22 protein-coding genes are annotated in these 25967 nt (G+C 54.7%); 14 read left to right on the top strand and 8 right to left on the bottom strand.

Annotation, left to right across the window (positions count from 1 at the left end; genetic code table 11):
- Positions 1 to 408 precede the first annotated feature (408 nt).
- The 4 genes from N6L24_RS07270 (at position 409) to N6L24_RS07255 (ending at position 5811) form a co-directional block, all read left to right on the top strand.
- Complete coding sequence (locus N6L24_RS07270; protein ID WP_271844012.1) at positions 409 to 1452, top strand: TAXI family TRAP transporter solute-binding subunit; 1044 nt, start codon at positions 409 to 411, stop codon at positions 1450 to 1452.
- A gap of 59 nt (positions 1453 to 1511) precedes the next feature.
- Entirely contained in the window at positions 1512 to 4106 is a 2595-nt protein-coding gene (locus N6L24_RS07265) for a TRAP transporter permease (protein ID WP_334312319.1), read from the top strand.
- On the top strand, positions 4099 to 4524 hold the full coding sequence (locus N6L24_RS07260) for a universal stress protein (RefSeq protein WP_271844010.1): 426 nt from the start codon (positions 4099 to 4101) through the stop codon (positions 4522 to 4524). Before N6L24_RS07265 ends, N6L24_RS07260 begins: the two co-directional genes overlap by 8 nt.
- A 147-nt stretch (positions 4525 to 4671) precedes the next feature.
- Entirely contained in the window at positions 4672 to 5811 is a 1140-nt protein-coding gene (locus N6L24_RS07255; RefSeq protein ID WP_271844009.1) for an NAD(P)/FAD-dependent oxidoreductase, read from the top strand.
- Between the two features lie 105 nt (positions 5812 to 5916).
- On the opposite strand, the gene N6L24_RS07250 is transcribed toward N6L24_RS07255, so the two are convergent.
- Entirely contained in the window at positions 5917 to 7302 is a 1386-nt protein-coding gene (locus N6L24_RS07250) for a trimethylamine methyltransferase family protein (RefSeq protein WP_271844008.1), read from the bottom strand.
- 303 nt (positions 7303 to 7605) lie between these two features.
- Between N6L24_RS07250 and N6L24_RS07245 the strand changes: the two genes are divergently transcribed.
- From N6L24_RS07245 to N6L24_RS07225, 6 genes are all read left to right on the top strand, one after another.
- On the top strand, positions 7606 to 11223 hold the full coding sequence (locus N6L24_RS07245; protein WP_271844007.1) for a hydantoinase B/oxoprolinase family protein: 3618 nt from the start codon (positions 7606 to 7608) through the stop codon (positions 11221 to 11223).
- A 14-nt stretch (positions 11224 to 11237) separates the two neighbouring features.
- Entirely contained in the window at positions 11238 to 11993 is a 756-nt protein-coding gene (locus N6L24_RS07240) for an SDR family NAD(P)-dependent oxidoreductase (RefSeq protein ID WP_271844006.1), read from the top strand.
- Positions 11994 to 11996: 3 nt separating this feature from the next.
- Positions 11997 to 12695, top strand: coding sequence for a GntR family transcriptional regulator (locus N6L24_RS07235; protein WP_271844005.1), 699 nt, complete (start codon positions 11997 to 11999; stop codon positions 12693 to 12695).
- A gap of 134 nt (positions 12696 to 12829) precedes the next feature.
- A complete protein-coding gene (locus tag N6L24_RS07230; protein ID WP_271844004.1) occupies positions 12830 to 13468 on the top strand; it encodes a GntR family transcriptional regulator in 639 nt (212 codons plus the stop codon).
- A 15-nt stretch (positions 13469 to 13483) separates the two neighbouring features.
- Entirely contained in the window at positions 13484 to 13783 is a 300-nt protein-coding gene (locus tag N6L24_RS15575) for a (2Fe-2S)-binding protein (RefSeq protein WP_442872586.1), read from the top strand.
- Positions 13780 to 15165 (top strand): FAD/NAD(P)-dependent oxidoreductase, encoded by a 1386-nt coding sequence (locus N6L24_RS07225; RefSeq protein WP_271844003.1) that lies wholly within the window; start codon positions 13780 to 13782, stop codon positions 15163 to 15165. Before N6L24_RS15575 ends, N6L24_RS07225 begins: the two co-directional genes overlap by 4 nt.
- Positions 15166 to 15428: 263 nt before the next feature.
- Here the strand turns inward: N6L24_RS07225 and N6L24_RS07220 are convergent, their stop codons facing one another.
- From N6L24_RS07220 to N6L24_RS07190, 7 genes are all read right to left on the bottom strand, one after another.
- Positions 15429 to 16229, bottom strand: coding sequence for an HpcH/HpaI aldolase family protein (locus tag N6L24_RS07220; protein WP_271844002.1), 801 nt, complete (start codon positions 16227 to 16229; stop codon positions 15429 to 15431).
- A gap of 8 nt (positions 16230 to 16237) precedes the next feature.
- A complete protein-coding gene (gene hpaH / locus N6L24_RS07215) occupies positions 16238 to 17020 on the bottom strand; it encodes a 2-oxo-hept-4-ene-1,7-dioate hydratase (protein WP_271844001.1) in 783 nt (260 codons plus the stop codon).
- Positions 17021 to 17050: 30 nt separating this feature from the next.
- Positions 17051 to 17644 carry a carboxymuconolactone decarboxylase family protein gene (locus N6L24_RS07210; RefSeq protein ID WP_271844000.1) on the bottom strand — a complete coding sequence of 198 codons (594 nt, stop codon included), beginning with the start codon at positions 17642 to 17644 and terminating at the stop codon, positions 17051 to 17053.
- A gap of 1 nt (position 17645) precedes the next feature.
- The gene (locus N6L24_RS07205) at positions 17646 to 18920 is read right to left on the bottom strand and encodes a TRAP transporter large permease (protein ID WP_271843999.1); all 1275 of its coding nucleotides are present in this window, start codon (positions 18918 to 18920) and stop codon (positions 17646 to 17648) included.
- Entirely contained in the window at positions 18917 to 19375 is a 459-nt protein-coding gene (locus tag N6L24_RS07200) for a TRAP transporter small permease (protein ID WP_271843998.1), read from the bottom strand. The genes N6L24_RS07205 and N6L24_RS07200 overlap by 4 nt, the downstream gene beginning before the upstream one ends.
- Positions 19375 to 21699, bottom strand: a complete 2325-nt coding sequence (locus tag N6L24_RS07195) for a xanthine dehydrogenase family protein molybdopterin-binding subunit (RefSeq protein ID WP_271843997.1) — start codon at positions 21697 to 21699, stop codon at positions 19375 to 19377. Before N6L24_RS07195 ends, N6L24_RS07200 begins: the two co-directional genes overlap by 1 nt.
- Positions 21700 to 21781: 82 nt before the next feature.
- The gene (locus N6L24_RS07190) at positions 21782 to 22783 is read right to left on the bottom strand and encodes a TRAP transporter substrate-binding protein (protein WP_271843996.1); all 1002 of its coding nucleotides are present in this window, start codon (positions 22781 to 22783) and stop codon (positions 21782 to 21784) included.
- A gap of 179 nt (positions 22784 to 22962) precedes the next feature.
- On the opposite strand from N6L24_RS07190, the gene N6L24_RS07185 reads away from it, so the two are divergent.
- Genes N6L24_RS07185 through N6L24_RS07170 form a run of 4 tightly spaced genes read left to right on the top strand, consistent with a single transcriptional unit; the run spans position 22963 to position 25719 of the window.
- Positions 22963 to 23553: a cupin domain-containing protein gene (locus N6L24_RS07185; protein ID WP_271843995.1), complete on the top strand. Its 591-nt coding sequence runs from the start codon at positions 22963 to 22965 to the stop codon at positions 23551 to 23553.
- Positions 23554 to 23573: 20 nt separating this feature from the next.
- The gene (locus N6L24_RS07180) at positions 23574 to 24464 is read left to right on the top strand and encodes a dioxygenase family protein (RefSeq protein WP_271843994.1); all 891 of its coding nucleotides are present in this window, start codon (positions 23574 to 23576) and stop codon (positions 24462 to 24464) included.
- Between the two features lie 27 nt (positions 24465 to 24491).
- Positions 24492 to 24977, top strand: a complete 486-nt coding sequence (locus N6L24_RS07175; RefSeq protein ID WP_271843993.1) for a (2Fe-2S)-binding protein — start codon at positions 24492 to 24494, stop codon at positions 24975 to 24977.
- A gap of 1 nt (position 24978) precedes the next feature.
- The gene (locus tag N6L24_RS07170; RefSeq protein WP_271843992.1) at positions 24979 to 25719 is read left to right on the top strand and encodes an FAD binding domain-containing protein; all 741 of its coding nucleotides are present in this window, start codon (positions 24979 to 24981) and stop codon (positions 25717 to 25719) included.
- Positions 25720 to 25967: the final 248 nt, after the last annotated feature.

The raw sequence follows: 25967 nt of genomic DNA, 5'->3' as shown, positions 1-25967 counted from the left end.
GGTGATCCTGAGAGAGATTTTTCGGCCTTTGCGACGCGCTCATTCATAAATGGAAGAGTGCCAAAACGCAGGAAAACAGCCGCGCTAATCGAGAAATTCTCAAGGGATTGGCTTGAAAATCTAGGAATTTTCTGTGTCAGATGCTCCTTAGAGCGGGCTGCTTTCAGAAAAAGGAAGTTAGTTTACGCTTGCCAAAATAGTATACGTACAATATGCAATTTATTGTGGCGCGTGCTTCACGGCAAGGGAGTCGACATGAGATCGAGTGCATTAGGCATCCAAATTAGGGGGTTTGATCATAAGACCTGGCTTAGCGAAATATGCGGGGAACCGTATGATCCCTCGCCCTTTGATGCCGCGCCGTTGGAAACCTGTCTCGATCAAAAAAACGACCCACGAAGAGGTCGCATGATTCATCAGACTGATAGAAAACAAAACAAATCCGAAACGCTTGGAAAAGGAATATCCAACATGGGAAAATTCACAAAGTTCACATTTGCTGCAGGTTTGTCCGCTGTAATGGCGACAGGTGCCGTCGCGCAAGATCGGCAGTATGTTAACATCGGTACGGCCGGTATCGGCGGTGGGTACTACCCAACCGGTGGTTTTATCTGCAACGTTCTGAACAAAAGCCGCAAAGACAATGGCCACAACATTCGTTGTACCGTTGAGTCAACCGGTGGCTCTGTTGCCAACATGCGTTCGATTCAGGTTGGCGACCTTGAAGTTGGTATCGCGATGTCTGCATGGCAATATCACTCTTGGAATGGTTCTGACCGCTTCGCCGAAGATGGCAAGAACGAAGATCTGCGCTTCCTCTTCTCCCTGCACGCGGACGCAGCACATATTGTGACACGCGCCGATTCCGGGATCGAAGACTTCCGTGGTCTTGAAGGCAAAGTTGTCAACACAGGCAACGCCGGCTCCGGTACCGAAGCGCAGGTTTATGAAATGCTGGCGCGTTATGGCGTAGAAGCGGACACTTTCTTCAAGCAAGAAACAAAACTGACATCCAAAGAACAGGCTCAGGCCCTTTGTGATGGCAAAATCGACGCTTTCTTCTATCCGACCGCAGTTGGCGCAGCTTCGATCCTGGAAGCCACAAATACATGTGACGCGAAAGTCGTGTCCTGGAACGATGAAGTTGTTGCTGCAAAAATGGAAGAGCAACCCTTTGTTATCCCAGTGGTCATCCCGGCGGGTACCTACAAAGGTCAAGAGGAAGAAGTTGTAAGCTGGGGTACACCGGCGACAATCAACGCGCATAAAGATACGCCAGAAGATGTTGTGTACAACATGGTGAAAGCCGTGTTTGACGATTTTGAGGCCTTCAAAGCTCAGTCGCCAATGTACAATGCGGTTCAGATCGAAACCGCAGCGACCGCAGGTCGCACAGCACCTTACCATCCTGGTGCAGAGCGTTACTTCCGCGAAGTCGGTTTGCTCAAATAAATCCTCCCTGAAACTCATGAGCTCTGGACACCGTTCCAGAGCTCTTTTTTTTGAAATGGATGCACATGGAAAACTCGGCTGAAAAAACCGTCGATCATGCACGGCTCATTGAAGAAAATGATCTGGGAGGGCGCAATCTCACAGGATCAGCGCATAAAATAATTGCTGGTATAGCATTACTTTGGTCGATCTATCAGCTGTGGATTGCATCGCCATTTCCCTTTTGGTTTGATTTCTTAATTCTCAACGACACGTTGCAACGGTCTATCCACCTCGCGTTTGCGCTGGGCTTGGTCTTTCTGACCTTTCCGGCAACCTCTCGATCGCGTCGCGACAAGATCCCGCTCTTGGATATAATTCTATGTCTGATCGCGGTCAGCACCTGTCTATACACGGTCGTAAACTACGAAAGCGTGGTATTGCGTTCAGGCGGTGCCCGCACCGATCTTGAGTTTTTTGTCGCATTCGCGGGCTTGGCGCTATTGCTCGAAGCAACGCGCCGGGGCCTTGGCATTCCGATGGTGATCATCGGCGTCGTCTTTATCGGCTATGCTTTCCTCGGTCCGTACATGCCAGAGATCATTTCGCATCGCGGGCTTTCGGTGAACCGGTTTACCGAACACATGTGGCTCTCAACCGAGGGTGTGTTCGGCTTGCCTCTGGGCGTATCCAGTGGGTTCATCTTTCTTTACGTGCTGTTTGGCAGCCTTTTGGATAAGGCCGGAGCCGGCAATTATTTCATCCAGCTGTCCTTTGGCTTGCTGGGGCATTTGCGTGGCGGCCCGGCAAAAGCTGCCGTGATTTCATCGGCCCTGACAGGCATGATCTCGGGATCGGCCATTGCGAACGTCGTCACCACCGGCACATTCACCATCCCTTTGATGAAGCGTGTGGGGTTCTCGCCTGAGAAAGCCGGTGCCATCGAAGTTTCGTCCTCAATCAATGGGCAGATCATGCCCCCGATCATGGGTGCAGCCGCATTCCTGATGGCGGAGTTCGTCGGCATTAGCTATTTTGAAGTTATCACCCATGCCTTCATTCCGGCATTCATCTCCTACTTTGGGCTCTATTGCATCGTGCATATCGAAGCGCTGAAGGGCCGGATGTCTGTTCTGGAACGTGCTGTCACGTATTCTGGCACCCAACGCTTGATGCGCTCTGTTCTGACCATCATTTTGCTGTCGGGCGTCGCGTTTGCGCTTTACTTCCTCTTTGAAACGATTGGCGCTGTCTTCGGGGATAACGCCCTGATCGTGACTGTGCTGATTTTGGCAGCGCTTTACATCGGCCTGATTTGGACATCCCGTCGCTATCCTGAAATTGAAGTCGACGATCCGGATGCACCATTGCTGAAGGTGCCTGCGGCACTGCCGATTTTCTTGGCGGGTCTGTTCTACATCCTGCCCATCGGTGTGTTGGTCTGGTGCCTGATGATCGAACGCTTCTCGCCAGCATTGTCTGTGTCCTGGGCGATCTTGTCGATTTTCGTGCTACTGCTGACACAGAAACCGCTGATGGCGCTCGCCCATAAACGTCCGGTGACGTCGTCACTCTGGCGTGATGGCGCGGCTGACCTTGTCAGTGGTCTGATCGCGGGGGCCCGCAACATGACGGGTGTCACCGTCGCGATGGCGGCCGCCGGGATTATCGTTGGCGTTGTGTCCGCGACCGGTCTGGGCCTGTTGATGACTGAGATCATTCAAACACTGTCTGGGGGTAGCTTCTTCTTGATGATGTTGCTGACCGCGGCCATGTGCGTTGTGCTTGGCATGGGTCTTCCGACGACGGCGAACTATATTGTTGTTGCAGCAATTATGGCGCATCCCTTTGTCACACTCGCTGCAGAACAAGGGATCGAAGTTCCACCAATTGCTGTGCATTTGTTCGTGTTCTACTTTGGTCTGCTGTCTGGGACGACGCCGCCAGTTGCGATCGATGCTTTCGCAGGTGCCGCCGTGGCGCGGTCTAACCCGCTGCGCACAAGTCTGATTGCTTTTGTCTACGGGCTTCGGACCGCAATTCTTCCCTTCATCTTTGTGCTCAACCCAGCACTTTTGCTGATCGGAATTGACAGTGCCTGGCAGTTTGCCGTCGTGATTGGGTCGTCCTTGTTGGCGATGGTGATCTTTGCGGCAGGGACCCAGGGGTACTTTTTTGCAAAATCACGCCTCTGGGAATCTATCGCACTTGTCGTCATCGCGATCTTGCTCTTGCGCCCGGCGACCCTGCTTGATCAGGTTCAGCCACCGTTTGAGACACAACCTGCGCCAGCCTTGATGCAAATTGCTGACGGTCTGCAGGGTGAAATGAATGTACGGTTGCTTGCCGAAGGCGAAAACCTGTCAGGTGCGATCGTTTCCAAGAAGGTCTTGCTGACCCTGAAAGGAGATGGCACCCAGGATGCTGAAACGGTCCTGTTTGAGTCCGCAGGACTTGAACTTGAGCCAGACGGCGAAAACCTGATCGTTTCCAATCTGAGCTTTGGTGGGCAGGCCCAAACAAGTGGTTTGGATTATGATTGGCAGGTGCTTGCACTGCAACGTCCTGTGGAGCGGATCAATCCCAACTGGCTGATACTTCCACTATTGGCACTGGTCGCGTTGATCATCACGCTTCAACGCATGCGTGCGTCACGAGGTCCAAAAAATGTATAAAGCTATCCTCTTACCCATCGATCCAGAAAATACCGCTTCTAGTTCCAAGGCCATTGAGACCGCAGTACAAATGGTACGGGCCTCCGGCGCTGTGTTGCATGTTCTTTCTGTCGTTCCGCGGCTTGGGCAATATGCGGCGAATATCTTCCCAAAGGAGTTTTCGCAAAAGAACAAGGCTGCCGTAACCGCAGCGATCGAACGCATTGGCGATGACATTGATCTGCCCAATGACCAGATACAGCTGCACATCGCGTCGGGTTCAGTCTATGATGAGATCATCAGCCTGTCGCGTAAGGCGAAGGTTGATCTGATCATCATGAACTCACATCGGCCAGAGCTTAGTGACTATTTGCTTGGCCCGAATGCGGCGCGTGTCGTGCGACACGCAGACTGTTCGGTCATGGTCGTAAGGGACTGATCACAACGCAGGAGCCGCACCTCTTGTTCGGCTCCTGCGTCCAAGGCTGTCATTGTCCGTGCTGGTGCATGGGGTGGCTGTCGTTTGGGTGGGCGTGTCCGAATCCAATAGGCACGTTGAAATTCTGGAAAATAAGACGCAATTCAGATGATGCAGACAGCAGATGTGGCCATTATCGGCGGGGGTGCGGTCGGTCTTGCCTGCGCAAGATCACTAAAGCAACGGGACCCGTCGCTCAGTGTTCTGGTGATCGACAAAGGCGATTTTGCGTCTGGTGGATCGGGTCGGAACGGGTCGGCCTTTCGGACACTTTGGTCGCGCGATTTCAACATCCTTCTGAGCAAAGAAAGCCTGGATGTGTTTCGCAACGCGGAAGAGGAGTTTTCCTATCCACGCGGCATCGATTTTAAAGAAGACGGCTATCTGTTGGTTGCGACAGATCAATCAATGCTTACCAAGCTTGAGAGTTCTTCCGCCACGCTTGAAAGGCTCGGCGTAAAGTCCGAGCTTTTGTCGGCGGACGAAACCCGTGACAGATGTCGGCATCTTGCGCCCGAAAACATTCACGGCGGGCTTTTTGGCCCTGAATGCGGGACTTTGTCCCCCTTTCGGTATCTGGATGCGCTGCTGACCTCTTGTAGAGATCTTGGTGTACAGGTCGACTATCTGCGCAATGTTCTGAAAATTGAACCGTCTGGACAAGGGTTTGTTCTGGATACGGCCACGGAACAAGTGAACGCCGCCAAAGTCATCGTTTGCACCGACTTTGATGCGCCTGACTTGCTGGAGCCCATTGGGATTGACCTCCCGGTGACAAAGCAGCGCAAAGCCGCGATGGTCACAGAGCCAACCCAAGTCATCTTGAACACATCAATCGGCTTTCCCGCCGATGGGTTGTTCGTCAAACAATTGGAGCGTGGGAACCTGATCCTGACGCTCACGACGGAAATGGCAAATACCGCGAGCGATGTCACCGCGCCAGGCTGGTTGCATGCCTGTGCCTCAAAGGCGGTGGAAAAATTGCCGTTCTTGGCGGATGCGGCAGTGTTGCGGTGTTGGACAGGGCTCATTTCCAAGACGCCGGACATGCAGGCAGTGATGGGCGAAACCGACTGTCCAAACCTCTATGTTGCTGTTTCGGCCTACAAGGGCATCATGTTGTCACCAGCCATGGGGCGCGTGATGTCCGAAATTGTTCTGACGGGGACCACCAACCATCCCTCCAAAGTCTTGGCACCTTCGCGCTTCCGCACGGGTAAGCTTGAGGGGGAGTTGCTGACCATCTAGCCGCTAGGCAATGCAGCTACGCCAAGGGCTGGGGTTACTGTGCAAAAGAAAAGTCGCTGAGTTTCTCAGCGACTTTTTTTGTGTGGAATTGTGACCCCGAGGCTTTTAGCTCGCCTCAAGCGCTGCGCTGCGGTCCCGCACAAACGTGTCGAGCTCAGCGCGCGCCGATGCGGTCAACTCGATAAAGTCTGGCTGCGTCTGCTCAGTCGACAGTTGATAGTTCTGTTTTAGCGCGTCCTGCGTTGCAGGATCTTCCATGTGTGATTTGCCGGCCCCCCAGGCCACAAGCGCGTCTTTGGCATTGGCACCGCCTGAAAGATCAAGCCCCTGCTGCCGAAAGCGCGTTTTTGCCAAAAGCTGGCAGTCGTACTCAAACTTTTCTTTGGAAATCGTCAGACCATTCTCAAGCCAGCCAGCGGCATGAAACAAGAACTGAGCGCCCGCCATCAGCGAGGTGTTCAAGGCGTCTGACGCTTCCGTTGCGGATTGAACGTCCAGAACCGGCGCATTTGTCAGCCCCCCAGACGCGCGGAAGGGGAGAGACAGCAAACGCGCAATCTGACCACTCGCGGCCAGCATACGATCCACGGCGACTTGTGGAATATCCCGGCGATCGCTGCGCATCGCGAAATGGGGGCCAAAGAGCACAATGGTATTTGGTCTGATTGCCTGACAGTACACAAGCGCGGAGAGAATTTCGGCAGTAATCTGGGTGAGCAAAGCGCGCGGCTCAGCGGCGGCGTTCGCGCCAATGACCGCAAAGGGCGCAAGCATGATGGCCTGACCGGATTCAGCAAAAATACGCATCGCGTCCAAGGCGGGGGCTGCCCATGTCAGAGCCGTGACACATGTTGCGACACCGACCATGGACGCACCGCGATCGAATTTTTCGCCAAGCGCGATGCGCGCCATTGCAACAGAATCCTCGGCGCGTACACCTGCCAGACCAAGCGCTGAAACCGCCGCATCTCGGGAGGAGGTCACTGGCATGAAGGATTTATCGCAATTTACCAAGACAGAGCGCATTGTTTCTAGATGGCGCAATGCGGGCGGAATATCGGTTGGCTCGACAATGTTGGAACCAACGTTTTGAAGCTCTGCTGAGGCTTGGGCCATTTTGTGAAACGCCACAAGATCACTGAGGGTGCCATCGCGTTTGGTCCCATCGGGATCAAGTACGTGTGTTGTGCCGTAAATCGGTGTCGCAACTGTTTCGGTGGTGCCAAGTTCGACGTCATAAGCCGGGTTGCGCGCGTAGAGTTTGGCGCTTTTGGGGGCGAGGCCCAACATGTCTTTAACCAGATTCGGATCGAATCGTACTGTATTGCCGGACACACGCGCGCCAAGTTTGGCGAGGGTCTGACGTGCGTTTTCGTCCTCGAAATCCACGCCGCATTCCGACAGAACGCCAAGCGCATCGATCAGTATTTCATTCGTTTCCTGCTCGCTCAGCGGAGCGCAATACTCACCGGAAAGATATAGACGTTTCATTCGCTTGGAACCTTTTTCATGGATTTCGCGCTGTCAAATTTGACTACACAGTGTATACTATTTATCGCGTGGGAGCTTAAATGCAATGGAAAACAAGATTTCGAGCACCACAAAATCGTATGATCTCTGAGTGCAGGTTGAAGCATTTTGGGGCGCAAGAACCCGTGCTGCACGACGGCAGCACCGGAAGAATTTCCCAATTTTTTATACGGAATGTCGTTTAGGCCTTTTCTTTAGTATACTTTAAGCATACTATATTTTGACATATGACAAACCAGCTTTGGCTTTCAGGAGAATAGGCACGTGTGGCAATTTTGGATCGACCGTGGTGGCACCTTTACTGACATCGTTGCGAGAAAGCCGGATGGAACGTTTCAAGCGCATAAACTGCTCTCGGAGAACCCGGAGCAATATGTAGACGCGGCGGTGCAGGGTATTCGTGAATTGCTTGGTCTTGAAAAAGAGCAGCCAATTCCGCCGCACACGATCGACACCGTGAAAATGGGCACCACTGTCGCCACCAATGCTCTGTTGGAGCGTAAGGGGGATCGCACGCTGTTGTTGATCACCAAAGGGTTTGGCGACCTGCTTCGCATTGGCTACCAGAACAGACCGCGCATTTTCGATCTGAATATCCAGCTTCCAGAGATGCTCTATGAAAACGTTTCGGAAATTCCGGAGCGGCTGGATGCCGAGGGGAACATCCTGACTGAACTGGATGAACAGGCGGTTCGTGACGCGCTGCAAAGCTCTTATGCGCAGGGGATTCGTTCGGTCGCAATCGCGTTCATGCATGGCTATAAGAACAATGTTCATGAGGTTCGCGCAGCTGAAATCGCCCGTGAAATCGGGTTTGAACAAGTCTCGACGAGTCACGAAACCAGCCCGCTCATGAAACTTGTCGGGCGCGGCGACACAACTGTTGTGGACGCCTATTTGTCGCCAATTCTAAGGCGCTATGTACAGCAGGTGCGGACCGCATTGTCCTCTGGAGAGCAGGACAACAAACGCTTGCTGTTCATGCAGTCGCACGGCGGCTTGACCGACGCCTCGATGTTCAAGGGCAAAGACGCAATTCTGTCCGGCCCTGCCGGGGGCGTGGTCGGTATGGTGAAAACATCCGAACAAGCCGGAATGCACAAACTGATCGGTTTTGACATGGGGGGCACCTCGACGGATGTCTGCCATTTCGCCGGTGAATACGAGCGTTCGCTGGAAACCGAAGTTGCCGGTGTGCGCATGCGCGCCCCGATGATGAACATCCATACTGTGGCCGCAGGTGGTGGGTCGATCCTGAGCTTCCGGGATGGGCGTTTCCAGGTTGGCCCGGATAGTGCGGGGGCCAACCCAGGGCCTGCCTGTTATCGCCGCGGCGGTCCTTTGACGATCACCGATTGTAACGTCCTATTGGGTAAGCTTCAGCCGGATCACTTCCCGAATGTCTTTGGTCCAAACGCCGACGAACCTTTGGATGTCGACGTTGTAAAGAGCAAATTTTCTGAGCTCGCAGAGCAGATATCGCGCGAAACGGGCAAACCCCTGATGAGCCCGGCAGAAGTTGCAGAAGGTTTCCTGCGCATCGCAGTTGAAAACATGGCGCGCGCCATCAAGAAAATTTCGGTGCAACGCGGCTATGATGTGACGTCTTATTCCTTGGTCTGCTTTGGCGGAGCAGGGGGGCAACATGCGTGTCTTGTCGCAGACTCTCTGGGGATGAGCGAGGTTCTGGTGCATCCTTACGCAGGGGTTCTGTCAGCCTATGGCATGGGCCTCGCAGAGGTCCGGGCCCTACGTCAAAGCCAGTTCAACAAGCCTTTGAACGCAGAGACTGCTGAGGCGGCGTCGATTGAGGTCGCAGCGATGGAAGAGAGCGCCTTTGAAGAGGTCGCGGCTCAAGGCTCTGAGCGCAACGAAATCTCCGCGCTCAAACGGGCCCACCTCCGGTATACCGGGTCGCACCAGGCGCTCGAGGTGCCTTTTGGGACCGCTGAGGAAATGCGCGCCGCGTTCAACGAGGCGCATAAATCAATCTACGGATTTGCCGATACCGATCGCGATGTCGTCTTTGAGGCATTGTCTGTTGAAGGCATCGGTGTCGCAGAATCGGTCCCAGACCATCGCACCGAAGCAGATGGAACCGATCCTGTCCCGGCTGACACTGTGGAAATGAGCATTTCTGGCGATCAGCAAGATGCGCCACTTTACCTGCGTGAAGAAATGAAGACAGGGCATCAGATCCTTGGGCCTGCGATTATTTCTGAACAAACCGGTACAGTCATCGTCGAGCCAGGCTGGCGCGCAACCATGGATGCGTTCCGCAACCTGGTGCTTGATCGCGTTGTGCCGCGCAGCAACATCGAACTGGTCGCATCAGAAGCGGACCCGGTGATGCTTGAGGTGTTCAACAACCTGTTTATGTCCATCGCCGAGCAGATGGGCGCAACACTCGCGAATACGGCCTATTCGGTGAACATCAAGGAACGTCTGGACTTTTCCTGTGCCTTGTTTGATCCGGAAGGTGGGCTGGTGGCCAATGCGCCGCACGTGCCTGTGCATCTTGGGTCGATGGGTGAATCCGTGCGCACCATCATTCGTGAGAACCGCGGCAATATGAAGCCCGGTGATGTGTTCATGCTAAACGCACCGTTTAACGGCGGCACCCACCTGCCGGATGTCACGGTGATCACGCCGGTCTTTGATGATGCGGGTACCGATATTCTCTTCTTTGTGGGGTCGCGCGGACACCATGCAGATATCGGCGGTAAGACCCCCGGATCTGCGCCACCGGATTCAACTCATATTGATGAAGAAGGCGTGCTGATCGACAATTTCAAGCTCGTTGATCAAGGCACCTTCCTTGAGGCAGAAACACGCAAGCTTCTTGCATCCGGCCCATATCCTTGTCGCAATATTGATAACAATATCGCGGACCTCGCGGCGCAAATCGCAGCCAATGAAACCGGCGCGCAGGAAGTGCGCAAAATGGTGGATCAGTTCGGTGTCGAGGCGGTGCAGTCTTATATGCTGCACGTCCAGGACAACGCGGAAGAAAGCGTACGCCGCGTGCTGGGGGCTTTGACTGATGGGCACAATGTCTATCACCTCGACTCGGGTCTTCAGATCGAAGTCGACATCAGCGTGAACCAGAAAACGCGCGAAGCGGTGATCGATTTCACCGGAACATCCGCGCAAGACAAGGGCAACTACAACGCGCCTGTCTCGATCTGCCACGCGGTTGTTTTGTATGTCTTTAGAACATTGGTCGGCTCGGACATTCCTATGAATGAAGGGTGTTTGAAACCTTTGACCATCATTGTCCCCGAAGGCACGATGATCAACCCGACCTACCCAGCAGCCGTTATTGCCGGCAATACCGAAGTCAGCCAATCCATCGCGGATACGCTTTACGGTGCATTGGGCGTCATCGCGGGCAGCCAAGGGACGATGAACAACCACATTTGGGGGAATGACACCTTCCAGAACTATGAAACCATCTGCGGTGGCACCGGCGCTGGTCCAGATTTTGACGGCACTGATGCGGTGCATTCGCATATGACCAACACGCTCATGACAGACCCTGAGGTGTTGGAGTGGCGGTTCCCGGTTCGGATTGACGAATTTTCTATTCGTCGCGGTTCTGGTGGCGCGGGTCAGCACTCAGGGGGCGATGGCATCGTTCGGCGCTTGCGCTTCTTGGAGCCAATGACCTCAACGGTATTGACCTCTCACCGCTCTGTTCCACCACAGGGCATGAACGGCGGGGACAACGGCAAGGTTGGACGCAACGCGGTTCAACGCGCCAATGGCGAAATTGTCGAGCTGAGTGGCAATGATGCCATTGATGTCGATGTCAACGATGTCTTCGTAATGGAAACACCAGGCGGCGGCGGCTTTGGCGCTCGGCCGCAGGATCAGACGTAATCGGGGAAGCCGAAATGAAACTATCAAACAAAGTTGCAGCGATTACTGGCGGTGCTAGCGGGATTGGCCTGTCATGTGCACAGGCCTTTCTTGAAGAAGGCGCACGTGTCGTGATCTTCGATGTGAACGAAGACAATTTGAACGCAGCGCTCGCGACATTGGGCGAAAATGCCCGCGGCGAAGTGCTCAATGTCGGTGATGCAGAGGCGGTCACGGCCGCCTTTGACAAAATCACCCAGGTCGAAGGCCGACTGGACATTCTTGTTGCGAGTGCAGCGGTGCCGCTGGTCAAGCCGATCATCGAAATCGAGCCAGATGAATGGCAGCGTGTGATCGACGTCAATCTGACCGGATTGTTCTATTGTTCAAAGGCTGCCGCGAAAATCATGGTTGCCCAGGGTGACGGTCGCATTGTGCATATGTCATCCGTGAATGGCATTCGCGCGATCACGGGTCGCGGTGCCTATTCGGTGGCAAAAGGCGGCGTGGAAATGCTGACCAAAATGATGGCCGCTGAACTCGGTGGGGCCGGTATCACAGTGAACTCTGTTGCGCCTGCACCGGTAGATACGCCAATGATCAAGCAGATGCATGGCCCCGATACACGTGCAAAGTGGCACGGCGTTTTGCCAATAAAGCGCTACGCAACCCCTTCAGAGGTTGCCTCAGCCACACTTTTTCTTGTATCTGATGAAGCGCGCTACATCACAGGTCACACCTTGCCGGTAGACGGCGGTTTCTCCGCAGCGGGGTTGTTAATGGAAAGCTGATGCATGAATCTGGAGAAGCCCGGTAAGATTAAGCGGCGTGGAGAACACGCCAACCGAGCTTATTCAGAGATTAGGCGTAAGATTCTTGAATTGGAGCTGGAGCCCGGCAGCGATCTGGATGAAAAGTCCCTCGCTGAGGTGTTCGGTGTGTCAAGAACGCCGTTGCGCGAAGCTTTGAACCGCCTGTGGTCCGAGCAGCTGGTCGTTATCACACCAAACCGTGGCGCAATTGTTGCGCCTTTGACGCTGACGGATTTCCCGGCCTTCATCGAAGCTTTGGCTTTTGCACAGAAGCGGATCTATGAGCTGGCGGCCACGAATGCGGTCGCCGCTGATATTGCCGCCATTAAAAAAGCGGAAGATGCTTTTGTATCTTGCTTCGGCAATAACGGGGCCGATTTGGCCGAGCTGAACCGGTCCTTTCACGCTGCGATTGCCAGCGCTGCCAAGAACTATCACCTAGAAACGTTTTACATGCGGCTCTTGTTTGAAAGTGAACGTTTGGCGGGCGTGTGTTTTTCTTATCAGGCAGAAGGGCGTGATCTGCACCTGGATCAAGTTATCCAGGAACACCGGGCAACTGTCGAAGCCATCGCCTACGGTAATGTTGAACTTTCCGGAGAGATTGGCCTGCAGCACGCGGAGCTTTTTCAGAGCCGTATTCTTCGATATCTTTCGCGCAATGCCGCTGATTGCTTTTAGAGTTGGCTGGCAGTTTTTTCGAAAGTAAGCAAAGAGAAACCTCCTTTTGTGACTTGCTTTGCGTACACCGTGCATACTAAAGTTTTCGCATGTAAGCGAGTCGTGTAACGTCCTTTGCCGTTTGGGAACATGAAATGCAGCCAAAATCACAGACGTCTATCCTGCAAAAAGGGAGCGGCCTCAAATTTGCTTACGCACAAATCAAGCAAGCCATCATTGAAGGGCAAATCCCCCCGAATACGCCTGTAATCGAAAGGGAGATGATCGAACGCTTCTCGATCTCGCGGACGCCGTTGCGCGAGGCGATCACGCGCTTGTCCGCTGAGAATCTGGTCGTCTTGCGTCCGAACAAAAGTACAATTGTTGCTGATCCCGTTCCAAGTGGTCTCCCTGCGTTTTTTGAAGCGTTCAAAAGCATAAGCCAAGCCATCTGTTATTCAGCTGCCCGTGCTCAAATGCGTCGGAAACAAGCGCACATTGGGGACCACAGGGCGAAAATTGAAGGCATTGAAAATCCTGAGTATGCGGATGTTTTGGCGCTCTTGGGTGCAATTGGACGCGCGTCACGCAACAGATATTTGGCGCTCGAATTCATGCGGCTGCACGAAAATTCTATTCGGCTCTCCTACCTCAATGACGCGGTGGAAAGCTATCGTGACTTAATTTGGACATGGGGTTTGCAGGTCTCCAAACTGATCGAAGACGGTCAGGACGTTGAGGCTCGAACTTCGGCCGAAACGATGTCGGATCGCGCGCAAGATCTGCTTGGATGATGTGATCAAATTGAAATGACCAAACCGGGCCAAAATAATCGACGCATTGCTCCACGGGGCGGTCAGCCCTTCAAATTCTTTTTTGAAGGAAACGAAGTAGAGGCCTGGCCCGGAGAGTCGATCGGTGCCGCACTTCTGGCGGCAGACCAAAGATTTTTGCGCGTCTCTGAAACAGACAGCCCGCGCGGGTTACTTTGCGGGATTGGCGTGTGCTGGGAGTGCCGCTGTGTCATCGACGGGCGCCCAAATACGCGGAGCTGCGTGACGCCTGCGGCACCGGGAATGATTGTGAAGCGTCAAAAGGGTCTGAAATGAACGCGCGTGTTGCAATTGTGGGCTCTGGCCCCGCAGGCATGGCAGCGGCAATCGCCGCGCATCACGCCGGCACAGCAGTGACAATTATCGACGACGCCCCGCGCGAGGGGGGGCAAATCTATCGCCAAGGCGCGGCTGAGTTACAGCTTCCGCCCGTGGGATTGCCAACCGAACTTGCCCGGAAAAAAAAGCTGCTAAAGGCCTTCGAGCAGATCAAAGATCAGATTGATCTGCGCTTTGAGACCACAGCGCATAGTCTGTATGAGGGGCCTGAAGTTCAGATTTCGACCTTCGATCAGTCTGAACGGCTGAACGTTGACGCCGTTGTGGTGGCGACCGGTGTCAGCGAATATACGGTTCCATTTCCCGGTTGGACGCTGCCGGGCGTGATGTATGCCGGCGCGGCACAGTCGTTGTTGAAGGCGCAGGGCGTTCGCGCCGGAGACAAAATCGCGATTTCCGGGGCGGGGGCTCTCCCCATTGCCGTGGCAGCACAATTGGCGCTGGCTGGCGGGAAAATCGAAGTGCTTTCCTTGGTTAACAGTCCGATGAAGGCGCTGCTGGATCCAGCTGCGGTTTGGGCCGGACGAAAGATCATGAGAGAGGGGCTGCAGTACCTTTGGCAGCTGGCGTCACGGGGCGTATTTTACAAATCTGGCCACGCGATAATTCGGGCACATGGGGATGAGCGACTGGAGGGTGTGACCTTAGCGAAGCTGAACCGTGACGGATCTCCGGATTTGACCACCTGCCAAGATCGTGAAGTTGACCTTTTGCTTTTGAACCACGGGTTTACCGCAAATACCGAGCTGGTGCGCATGGCAGGGGCTGCGCATCGTTATGATGCAATTCGGGGCGGATGGTTGCCCGTCGCGGACCGTGGTGGGCAGACCTCGGTACCAGGCGTGTTTGTGGCCGGAGACGGGGCCGGCCTGCGCGGCGCGCTGAATGCCGAGGCCGAAGGGTACATCGTTGGCGCAGCCGCAGCAGCACATGCAAAAGGGCAGTCTGCGCCAAAAAACCAACCGCAGGAACGTATTCGGGCGCAGCAAGAGCGATTTCAGTCCGGGCTTCGCCGGACGCTGGAATTGCCCGCCGGAATTACGTCTTGGATGGATAATGAGACGACCATTTGCCGCTGCGAGGGTGTGACTGCTGGCCGTTTGAAGCAGGCGACATCAGCGGGGCATCTGAGCTTGGATGCGATCAAACGCAATACACGCTGTGGGATGGGCTGGTGCGGAGGCCGAACCTGTCTGAAAAACGCAGCATTGTTGGCCGAAACCGCGGGTGCAACAACACCGCCTGACCAGATGCGCGCAAGGCCGGTTGCGCGCCCTGTGAACCTTGGCGCTTTGGCAAATGAGATCAAACCAAGCTAGCGCTCAAACGGCGGGGCGACAGGCGTGAGCATGAATGTGGTCAACTTCCCGGATCCCGATAAGCGCGACTTTGTTGACCGGGGGCACTGTGCGCACAGCGCCAATATTGGCAGCGGCACATTGCCCGTCGCGGCACGAAGATCATTTTTTCGATGCGGTCCTGACATCCAAGACTGCCGCTCTTGGCGCAGAAAGTTTGGACATCATTGCAGAACGTACCCCGATGGTCTTACCGTCATAGCCCGCGAGCGCTTGTTGCAGGCCTAAGAACGCGGAGCCCCATCTTTTTGGGGTCTCTTGGTGCCAAGTGATGTCCTGTTTTCGGCCAGTCCCTTCATCAACAGCGATGAATCCATCGCCGACGCGATAAAATCGACACCCATATCTATGCACTCTTGTGCGAACTTTGGGTTCAGGGTCAAAATTCCGCACCGCACGTTTTTGTCGGCCAGCCGCTTACAGATCAAACGCACTTGATCCAGCACCGCCGGATGGTTGGGTTTCCCCGGGTATCCCATGCTGGCGGCTAGGTCAGCGGGCCCAATGAAAACAGCGTCAATACCGTCGGTTCCCGAGATGGCATCCAGGTTTTCAATGGCCTCCATGGTTTCGACCTGCACGATGACACACAGCTCCTGCTCGGCCTGGCGTGCATAGTCGGGCACCGATCCAAATCGACTGGCGCGGGTCAAACCAGCAACACCACGTCGCCCAACGGGCGGATAGCGGACTGCGGCAACGGCTTCGGCGGCTTCTTCGGCGTTCTGAACATAGGGAATAAGCAGCGTCTGCGCCCCCTGGTCCAGATGACGTTTGATCAACACGGTGTCATTTGACGCCGGGCGAACGATTGCCGAGGTATCGGGGTAGGCTGCGATCATTTGAAGGGCTGGCAGAACGCCTGTCACCTCCACCGGGGAATGTTCGGTATCGATCAGAATCCAGTCATAGCCAGCCACGGCGAGCATTTCAGCAACGGCAGGGCCACCCAGCGAATGCCAGACGCCAAATTGCAGCTCACCAGCGATCAGTTTTTGTTTAAAAAGGTTTTTCGGAAGTTGCATGTCTGATCCTAGTCAAATTTCACACTGATCTGCCCCAGCGGTCCGTAGTCCGCCGTCGCCACATCACCTGACGTGATGTCAATCGGGCGCGTGAATGACCCCGCCAGAACGATCTGCCCTTTTTCGAGCTTGGCACCGACGCCGTGCAATTTGCGCACCAACCAGGCGATCCCTGCCGCCGGATGCCCCATGACGCCGGCGGAGACGCCCGTTTCCTCGATAACGCCATTTTGCGACAGGGTGGCGGAGATCCACCGCAGGTCATGGTCAAAGGGGCGAAAAACCTGGCCGCCCAAAACGATTGCGCCGAACGCAGCGTTATCGGCAATCGTATCGGTGATCGCGCGCGGGACCTCTGTTCGATAGTCGATAATTTCCATGGCCGGGGTCACGAATTCTGTTGCGCGCAACACATCGTGGCTTTCACATCCTGGCCCTTCCAGATCCGTCCCCATGACAAAGGCAAGCTCCACTTCCAGACGCGGTTTGACAAACCGGTCCGCGGGTATGGTTGCCCCATCACGAAACAAGGCGTCATCCAGCATAACGCCATAATCCGGTTCGGTCATTTTGGAGGCCTTTTGCATCGCGCGGCTGGTCAGTCCAATTTTGTGACCAATGACGTTGGCCCCGTCTGCGATACGACGTGTCGCCCAAAGCGCCTGAATCGCATAGGCGTCTTCTAATTCCATCTCTGGCCACTGTTTGCTGGGCTGCTCGATAATGGTGCGGTTAAGATCGGCAGTATAAAGCGCGTCGGCAGCCGCCTGGCGCTGGTCTTGCGAAAGCATGAGCGGTTCCTTTCCGTGTACGGTAAATGATCAGGTTTTGTGTTTGCCGGGTTGCCAGGGCGTATCGGCCAGATTGTTTTCGGCAAAACTGAGCGGTTCGTCCTCAAGGCCGGTGGCCATGCTGTCGTTCCAGCGGTTGAGGAAGCCGAACATGGCGACCACGGCCATCAACTCGACAATTTGGTCTTGTGAAAAATGCTGCTTCAGATCTTCCACGATCTCATCCGTGACGGCGTTGGGCACAGACCCCGCCGCAAGCGCAAACCGCAGGGCGGCGCGTTCTGCGTTGTCAAACAGCGGGTGGGTTTCAAATTCCCAGACGGCAGCAATTTTCTCGGCAGAGAGACCCGCGCGGCTGGCATTGGAACTGGTATGGGCCTGACAATACAGGCAGCCCGCCGCCTGCGAGGCGACCATGGCCACCATATTGCGCAACGGCAAAGGTGTCTCTGCGTCCGGATCATAGACCGCTCGGGTCAGTCCGATAAACGCGGTGAGGATCTTGGGCTTGCGCGCCATGACACGCTGCGAGGTCGGGACAAATCCCATTCGGTCTTTGACCGGCGCGAGCAAGTCGTGCAATGCGCTCATGTCTTCCCATTCAAGAGGATCGATGCGGTTCATTTTACCCTCCAATCCGGGTCAACCAAAGGGACAGGCCGGGCACATAGGTTATGGTCAGCAGAACAAGGATCGAGATCGCGATGTAGGGCGCGATACCGCGATAGATGACGCGCAAATTTTCGCCAAAGATCGCCTGGGCCACAAAGATGTTCAGCCCGAAAGGTGGTGTGAACATGCCAATCGACAAATTCACCGTCATGATGATACCGAAGTGGACCGGATCAATCCCCAGTGCCTTAATGATCGGCACCAGCAGCGGTGTGAGCAGCAAGATCGACGATGCCGTATCCAGCACCGCACCCACCAACAATAGAAACACGTTGATGGCCAAAAGCGCCACCAACGGAGACATGTTGAGGTCTTCGAACCAACTGACCAGGGCAGGCGCGGTCCCGGAGGTTGTGAGTAGCCAGGAAAACACGCCAGAGCAGGCCACAATCACCATGATTTGCGCGGTCCGAAAGGCGCTATCACCGGCAATCGTAAACAGCCCTTTCAGATCGACCTCTCGATAGATGAACATGGTGACAATGATGGCGTAGACACAGGCCACGCCTGCGGCCTCGGTCGGGGAAAACACCCCTGTGTAAATCCCACCCAAAATGATCGCTGGCATCCCCAGCGCAAAGACGCCTTTGCGTGTTTCCGTCCAAAGCCGCCGCCAGCTAAAGGCGTGGGCGCTCGCCATGTTTTCTTTGACTGCGCGCCAGTAGATGTAGCCTATAAACGATGCTGCAAACAAAAGGCCTGGCAGAATGCCCGCTGTGAACAGCTTTACAACTGATTCCTGCGCAGACGCCCCGTAGAGGATCATGGCCACAGACGGGGGAATAATATTGGCGATAACGCCGGATGATGTCAGAACACCTGTCGCAAATTGCGGTGTGTAGCCTGCGTCGCGCATCGGCTGGTATGTGATCCGGCCAATGGCGGCCACGGTCGCAGGGCTTGATCCGGAAATCGCGCCAAAAACGGTACATGCGGCCACTGAGGTGATTGGCAAGCCGCCGCGAATGTTGGCAAACAGGGCATCGCACCAGCCAACGAGTCTGCGGGACACGCCGCCCGAGCCCATGATCTCGCCGACAAAGATAAAGAACGGCACCGCCAATAGCGCAAAACTGTCGAGCGTGCCGAAGATCACCTGGTGCAAAACGGTGGGCGACACATTGAAATGCACCAAAACGCTCACCGACGCAGCGCTGAGCAGCACCAAGAACACCGGAAAACCGCAGAGCAAAAGAAAGAGGGGAAAAACGAAGAGCGTCCAGATCACTTAAATGGTCTCCAGATTAAGAGGAAGGCAACCACAGTGGAGAGGCCAAAGCCCAAGACCACTGCGCCATGCGGAATAACCATCGGAATTTCGAGCGATATGGATTTCATCTCGAATTTCCAGAGCTTCTGGATCGACGCCCAACTTTGAAGTGTCACATAGCCCATGGCGACCGTTCCAACGATCAGGCCCAGACGCTCAACGAGGTTGCGACGGGTTTCGGGTAGAAAATCAAGCAAAAGGTCCATCTTAAGGTGGGCCCGGGATGCTGTCACAGCAATGAAGGCCGGGAACACCGACCAGAGCACCAGAAAGATCATGGCCTCTTCGGCCCAGAAAATGGGGGAGCTAAAGACGTAGCGGCCGATGACATTGGCGAAGTTGATCCCAATCCCCGCCAACAAACAGAGTGCGGCCAGGTATTTGGGAATTCGGATCGCGAGAAGTTCAAACATCAATGCCCTTTCGAGTTTTGAAGGGTCGCCCAAATGCGTTCGGGTGTCATTGGCTTGGCAATGTCGGACACGCCGTAGGGGGACATCGCGTCCAGCACAGCATGTTTTAATGTGGATATCGAGCCTACAGTTCCGCCTTCGCCCGCGCCTTTGAAGCCGCCAGGGTTTGTTGTGCAGGGAACCGGGCGGAAATCAGCGTCAATGTTAGGCAGATCCGTCGCGCGCGGCATGGCATAGGTGCCAAAATTGCGCGAAATCATGTCGCCGGTTTCAGCGTCCGACACAATTTGCTCGATGAAGCTTTCTCCAAACCCATTTGCAATCGCCCCATGAATTTGGCCTTCACATATCATCGGGTTCAGCATGTTCCCCAGATCATCCACAACCGTATATCTGTCGATTTTTGTCTCCCCTGTTTCCGGGTCAATCACGACTTCGGCGACATGGCAGCCATTTGGGAAACTCGGTGAAATCTGCTTAAATGCGCCAACTGCCGATAGACCGATCCGATCCGTGATGGGCACATATGGACGGTAAGAGAGATTGGCGACTTCGCTGATGGTCATCGATTTATTGCTGTTGCGGTCAGAAAATACGCCGGTCTCGGTATCAAAGGTCACTGTTTCAACGTCGACCTCAAATTCCATCGCGGCAAAGAACTTTCCCTTTTCGATAATTTGATCGCACGCCAGCTCGATTGCGCTGCCGACCATGGTCGTGGAGCGAGAAGCAAAGCTTCCTCGGCCAAAGCTGACTTTTTCTGTATCGCCCTGAATGACCCTGATGTTGGCAGGATCAATTCCAAGTCGACCAGCGACCTGATTGGCAAATGTCGTCTTGTGCCCTTGGCCTGTGTCCGTTGTCCCCGACACAACCGTGACCGTGCCACTGGGGTTAAACGAGACTTCGGCCTGATCATTCATCGACCCGGTGTCGTGTATATAAAGCCCAATCCCTCTGCCACGCAAAAGACCCTGTTCCGCATCCGCCGCTTTGCGGGCTTCAAACCCCGCCCAATCGGATTTTTCGATGCAGCTGTCCATCAGGGCCTCAAATTCACCTGTGTCATAGGTAAAGTTGACCTTGGTCTGATGTGGCATCTGGTCTGGCTGGATGAAGTTGCGCCGACGGATGTCGACCGGTGATATGCCAAGATCGCGCGCGGCTTTATCAAGGGCCTGTTCAATCCCAAAGATACCCTCGGGGCGCCCGGCACCGCGGAACGGCACCGTTGTTGGCAAATTTGTATAATAGGCTGCGCCGCGAACATCGACGATGGGAACATTGTAGACACCTGGAACCAGGCGGGCAGTATGAATCAACGGCATAGGACCAGCGCCGACCATATAGGCGCCGACATCCTGTTGAAAATAGGAGCGCATGGCCAGGATTTTGGCATCCTCGTCCAAGGCGATTTCAACCTTGCCTTGGCTGCCACGGCCATGTTCGTCGGTGCGTAATGAATCCCGACGATTGCAAATCCACTTGACCGGGCGACCAACCCGTTTGGCGGCCCAGAGCACCAGGGAGTCTTCTGGAAACGTCGAGGTCTTCATGCCAAAGCCGCCGCCGACATCATCGGTCAAGACGCGCAATTGGCTTTCCTTGATGCCGAGGGCCATGTTTGCAAGTTCGGTGCGCACCACATGCGGGTTCTGCGTCGTGGTATGAAGTGTGTATAGGTCTTCCACATCGTCATAGACGCCAACGCCGCCGCGGGTTTCCATGGAGTTCGCTGTCATACGCGGATGTTCATAGGTGATCGAATGGGTCGAATGGGCCTGCGCAAAAGCCTTCTCGCAGGCGTCGACATCGCCCATGGTCAGATCATAAGCCATGTTGTTTGGACGCGCCTCGTGGACCGGGGCCCCGACACCGTCGATTGCGGCTTGCAAAGATATGGCCGCGGGCAGGGGATCGACATGAACGATGACCTCTGCGGCGGCGGCCTCTGCCTGCGCGCGGGTTTCGGCGATCACCATCGCCACGCGGTCACCCACGTGGCGCACCTTGTCTGTCACAAGCGCCGGGCGCTCGATCGGGAGGGCCTCGCCAAAGCCAAACATTTGCGGCAGATAGCGGGGCCGAATGCCTTTGATGCCATCTTGCGCGCAGTCCGATCCCGTCAAGATCGCAATCACACCGTCACATTGTGCGGCCTTGGCCACATCTATGGACAGCAGATGGCCATGTGCCACATCGGAATACACCATTGCGGCGTGTGCCATTCGGGGCAGGGATATGTCGTCGACATAATTGCCGCGCCCGGTCACAAGACGTTTGTCTTCACGCCGCTTGTGCAGCTGGCTCTTTCCGTAGGCCATGGGAACACCTGTACTTTGGATCTTCAGAATTGCTTTGAGACCTGCAGGCGCACATGCGCCTGCAGGTTACACTGATTAGCGATCAGTATTTTGCCCCAACCCGCTGGAGGAGCTCAAAGAATGGTCCTGTCACGCTGTCGCCGTTGGTCGCATCGGCACCAACTGTCGACAGGCGAGAGATGACTTCTGTTTGATCCGCTGCAGGCAGTTCAACAAAGTTACCGCCATTTTCGATCCAGACGTCGCGTAGACCGGCGTGGAATTCGAAACTTTCAGCCTGCCAGCGCGCCTGTGCGGCTTGTCCTGCGTCCAGGACGTCCTTCTGCAGGTCTTCAGGCAGCCCGTCGAACCAAGACTGCGAAACGAGCGCAACGGAGACCAACATCGTATCATTGATGACTGTTACCGTTTTCGCATAGTCCCAGTACTTAAAGGCGATGAAGATCGTGATCACAGAGCGTGTCCCGTCAATGACCCCTTGCTGCAGGGCTGGCATGACTTCGCCAAGCGGCATCGGAACGCCGGTCGCGCCCAAGCGATTCATCGCTTCACGTTCCATTTCGGTGGCATTCACGCGAATTTTCTTGCCTTCAAAGGACTCAATCGAAGTGATCGGATCTTTGGCAACGTAGTCGTGATTGCCATAGGCGAATTGCCCCAAAAGCAACATGCCCTTTGCCTTGGCCATTTCGTCCACGGCGGCCTGAACTTCTGAATCTGACATGACTTGTGCCGCATGCGCCTTGTTACGGAACATGCCAGGCGCGCTGAACACGCCAAATCGTTTATCAACGCCAGCATAGAAATCTACCGGAGAAATGAAGGCTTCTTGCGTTCCGAATTGCAGGCCTTCGATTTGTCTGGGGATCGGGCCGAGCTGACTTTGCGGGTAAATCTCGACTTCGATTCGATCCGTGCGATGCCCAAGCTCCTCTTTGAACATCTCAATAAATTTATGTTGGTCGTCATTGAAGGTCGCTGTGCCGAATTTCATCGTGAAATCCGCCGCGTAACTCACTGACGCGACAGCCATCGATGCCACAAATCCAAGCGCGACCAAGCCTTTTGAGCCAAGTACTTTCATGGTTTCCTCCCTGATCCATGTTTTCAATTAGCAACATTAATGGTCAATAATTTGCTGTTGTCAATTTTTTTTGGCTAATTTAAAGTGTGGTCAAATATTGGTAATGCTGAGCTACGACTGATGGACCTCAAAAGATATGGTATGCATGCGCGTCCCTCAGATCAGGCAGGAGTTTAAAAGTGGAAATTGGTTCAACCTTCAGACGGCTTAGAAAAGAGGCCGGATTGACCATCGGAGATTTGGCGGACACCACCGGTCTGTCACGCGCCTATATTTCTCAGGTGGAAACGTCCAAGGCCTCTCCCTCGCTGCAGACCGTGCGCGCGATGTGTGATGCGCTGGGCGTTTCGCCTGCGATCCTGTTTGAAGATACCGAGGCGCAATGTGTGTTTCTTCCAAAGAAACGCCAGAAGGTTCTGCACTTTGAATCCGAAAAGGACGAGCAGGTATTTTCCAAGACAATCAATGTGTTATCTGATCAAAACCGCAAACTCGAAGTTGTCATACTCGAGCTATCCCCTGGCACCACTGCGGGTGATCATGCACATCCGGGTGAGGAAGTATTCTTCATCCTGGAAGGTGAGTTGACCGTCACTCATGGCAAAAAAGAATTCATGATGTCTGTCGGCGATTCGATCCATATCGAGAGCCAGCAACTTCATAAATTATACAACCACACCGACCAAAACGTTCGAGTCATTAGCGCAAGAACCCCCCCCGGGTTCATTAATCTGCGACATGACGAGACGCTCAAATCCTTGAAAAATTAGCCGCTAGGAGAGTTAGGCCGATGCTAATCCGAACTGAAGCAGACGTCACACCCGCCGTGTTGAATGTGATGGAGCAGACCAAGGATCCGCGATTGAAGGAGATCATGGTTGCTCTGATCAAACATTTGCACGGCTTTGTTCGGGAAGTGCGATTGACAGAACCGGAATTTCGCATGGCGACCAAACTGTTGAATGACTTGGGGCAAGCCTCTGATGACAAACATAACGAGCCGGTGTTGATGGCTGGCTCCTTGGGGGTCTCGACTCTCGTTTGCCTGTTGAACAACGGCGATAATGGCGCAACCGAAACGACGCAAAATCTGCTTGGACCGTTTTGGCGTATGCATTCGCCGGACACCGAATTGGGCGGCAGTATCGTTCGGTCTGAGACGCCCGGTACACCGATGGTTGTTGATCTGACTTTTGTGGACGTTCATGGCCAGCCGATCGCTGATCTGGAAGTGGACGTGTGGCACTGTTCGGCTGAGGGGTTTTATGAAAACCAGGAAGAGAGCCAGGCCGACCACAATTTACGAGGCAAATTTCGCACGGGTGCGGATGGGCGCATTTGGTTCACCTCCGTTAAGCAATCGGGCTATCCGATCCCAACCCATACGGTTGTTGGCCGCCTTTTGGAGGCACAAGACCGCCACCCCTTCCGGCCAGCACATCTGCACGTGTTGGCCCATAAAGAAAACTACAAGACACTGATATCGCAGATCTATTCTGACGATGACCCACATTTGGACTCAGATGTTCAGTTTGGCGTCACCGCCGCGCTGATCGGCCGATATGTGCGTCACGAAGATGGCCATCCGGACAGTGCCGTGACGGGGCCATGGTTCAGCCTAAGCCATCAGCTTGTTGTTGAACCCGGTGAAAGCGAATTGCCCATTCCACCGATAAAATGATGTGACGTGCAATTTAGGGAGGACACCATGATTACACTCAACACCAATGTGAACGGCGAAGACATCTCGCGATCCATCGAGGGCTCGACGCTGCTTATTCACTTTCTTCGAAATGAGCTGGGCCTGACGGGCACCCATGAGGGCTGCGATTCGGGTCATTGCGGGGCCTGCACGGTCACAATTGATGGTCAGACGGTCAAAAGCTGCATGGTTCTGGCGGCCTCCACCGAGGGCGGCGCGGTGACAACAATCGAGGGCATCGCGAAACCTTCAGACCTCCACCCCATGCAATCGGCATTTAATGATCACCATGGGTTGCAATGTGGCTTCTGCACACCAGGCATGGTCGTCACCGCGATCGACATGGTGGAACGCTATCAAAAAAACAACAAACTCTTGGACGAAGACGCCATTCGGCAAGAGCTGACCGGAAATATCTGCCGGTGCACAGGGTATCAAAACATCGTGGCGGCAATTCAAGACGGCGCAGCCCGCATGCAAGAGGGCAGCTGAGATGACAAAACTTGACTATCACAGGGCTGACAGTGTTGAGGATGCCGTGCGCGAGCGCGGTGCCAGTGCGTCACATATGTATCTGGCCGGTGGGCAGACTTTGCTGAACCTGATCAAAACCCATGCGGTCAGCGCAGAAATGCTGATTGATATCTCGCGCTTGGGCTTGAACAAAATTAGCCGTAAAGGGGATGTCCTAAGCATCGGGGCAGGGGCCACGCACACGCAGATCAGTCAGGATCCTGCGGTCCTTGAACATCTTCCAGCGCTGGCGCGGCTTGCAGCCTGCATTGGTGATAATGCCGTTCGCAACCGCGGCACGCTGGGGGGCGCGGTCGCCAACAATGATCCGAGCGGTGATTATCCAGCCGCTCTCTTGGCGCTGGGTGCCAGGATTGAAACGACAGCAGGCACAACTGACAGCCACAGGTTTTTTGGTCAGGGTCCGACCGGAGATTTGATCTTGGCAGTTCATATTCCACTGCCAGAGCGCGCCGCTTTTGCACGTATCCAGCACCAAGCGAGCCGAAGCTGCCTGGTGGGCGTTTTTGTCGCCGAACGAGAGGGAAAGCGGCGTTTTGTTGCCTCTGGATGTTTCGCAGATGGGGCGAAAGAGATCGACATTCAGACCCCCATAGACGACCTGAGCGCCGTTCTGGATGATAGTTTCGGATCCGCCAAATATCGCGCGCATTTGGTCCACGTGCTCGCAAAGCGCGCCTTGCTTGAATTGGAAAGCTAACGCGGCTTTCCAAGCGCTCGCATTCAACAGAGTTGGCGGTTTTGATCATCGGGTGCGGTGCCCACCACATGGCCCCATGATCCGCATAAATGTGCGCAACAGTTTCATACTGGCAAGCGCGATAGCAATGATGCACTTAAATTGCCGAAAGCCTTGGAAAAATATGGAGGCGCGTACCGGAATCGAACAGGTGTACACGGATTTATGATCCGGAAAATTTCTTTGATTTCAAAGAGAAAAATTGTAAC

The organism is Cognatishimia sp. SS12 (assembly GCF_028369055.1).
Taxonomy (GTDB): Bacteria; Pseudomonadota; Alphaproteobacteria; order Rhodobacterales; family Rhodobacteraceae; genus Cognatishimia.
The sequence above is the reverse complement of the archived record's forward strand: the minus strand, read 5'-3'. Positions and strand labels throughout refer to the sequence as shown.

Excerpts from the sequence above, each read along its gene's own strand:
- N6L24_RS07270 (WP_271844012.1), top strand. The coding sequence starts at position 409 with ATGATTCATCAGACTGATAGAAAACAAAACAAATCCGAAACGCTTGGA.
- N6L24_RS07265 (WP_334312319.1), top strand. The coding sequence starts at position 1,512 with ATGCACATGGAAAACTCGGCTGAAAAAACCGTCGATCATGCACGGCTC.
- N6L24_RS07260 (WP_271844010.1), top strand. The coding sequence starts at position 4,099 with ATGTATAAAGCTATCCTCTTACCCATCGATCCAGAAAATACCGCTTCT.
- N6L24_RS07255 (WP_271844009.1), top strand. The coding sequence starts at position 4,672 with ATGATGCAGACAGCAGATGTGGCCATTATCGGCGGGGGTGCGGTCGGT.
- N6L24_RS07250 (WP_271844008.1), bottom strand. The coding sequence starts at position 7,302 with ATGAAACGTCTATATCTTTCCGGTGAGTATTGCGCTCCGCTGAGCGAG.
- N6L24_RS07240 (WP_271844006.1), top strand. The coding sequence starts at position 11,238 with ATGAAACTATCAAACAAAGTTGCAGCGATTACTGGCGGTGCTAGCGGG.
- N6L24_RS07235 (WP_271844005.1), top strand. The coding sequence starts at position 11,997 with ATGAATCTGGAGAAGCCCGGTAAGATTAAGCGGCGTGGAGAACACGCC.
- N6L24_RS07230 (WP_271844004.1), top strand. The coding sequence starts at position 12,830 with ATGCAGCCAAAATCACAGACGTCTATCCTGCAAAAAGGGAGCGGCCTC.
- N6L24_RS15575 (WP_442872586.1), top strand. The coding sequence starts at position 13,484 with ATGACCAAACCGGGCCAAAATAATCGACGCATTGCTCCACGGGGCGGT.
- N6L24_RS07225 (WP_271844003.1), top strand. The coding sequence starts at position 13,780 with ATGAACGCGCGTGTTGCAATTGTGGGCTCTGGCCCCGCAGGCATGGCA.
- N6L24_RS07220 (WP_271844002.1), bottom strand. The coding sequence starts at position 16,229 with ATGCAACTTCCGAAAAACCTTTTTAAACAAAAACTGATCGCTGGTGAG.
- hpaH (WP_271844001.1), bottom strand. The coding sequence starts at position 17,020 with ATGCTTTCGCAAGACCAGCGCCAGGCGGCTGCCGACGCGCTTTATACT.
- N6L24_RS07210 (WP_271844000.1), bottom strand. The coding sequence starts at position 17,644 with ATGAACCGCATCGATCCTCTTGAATGGGAAGACATGAGCGCATTGCAC.
- N6L24_RS07200 (WP_271843998.1), bottom strand. The coding sequence starts at position 19,375 with ATGTTTGAACTTCTCGCGATCCGAATTCCCAAATACCTGGCCGCACTC.
- N6L24_RS07195 (WP_271843997.1), bottom strand. The coding sequence starts at position 21,699 with ATGGCCTACGGAAAGAGCCAGCTGCACAAGCGGCGTGAAGACAAACGT.
- N6L24_RS07190 (WP_271843996.1), bottom strand. The coding sequence starts at position 22,783 with ATGAAAGTACTTGGCTCAAAAGGCTTGGTCGCGCTTGGATTTGTGGCA.
- N6L24_RS07180 (WP_271843994.1), top strand. The coding sequence starts at position 23,574 with ATGCTAATCCGAACTGAAGCAGACGTCACACCCGCCGTGTTGAATGTG.
- N6L24_RS07175 (WP_271843993.1), top strand. The coding sequence starts at position 24,492 with ATGATTACACTCAACACCAATGTGAACGGCGAAGACATCTCGCGATCC.
- N6L24_RS07170 (WP_271843992.1), top strand. The coding sequence starts at position 24,979 with ATGACAAAACTTGACTATCACAGGGCTGACAGTGTTGAGGATGCCGTG.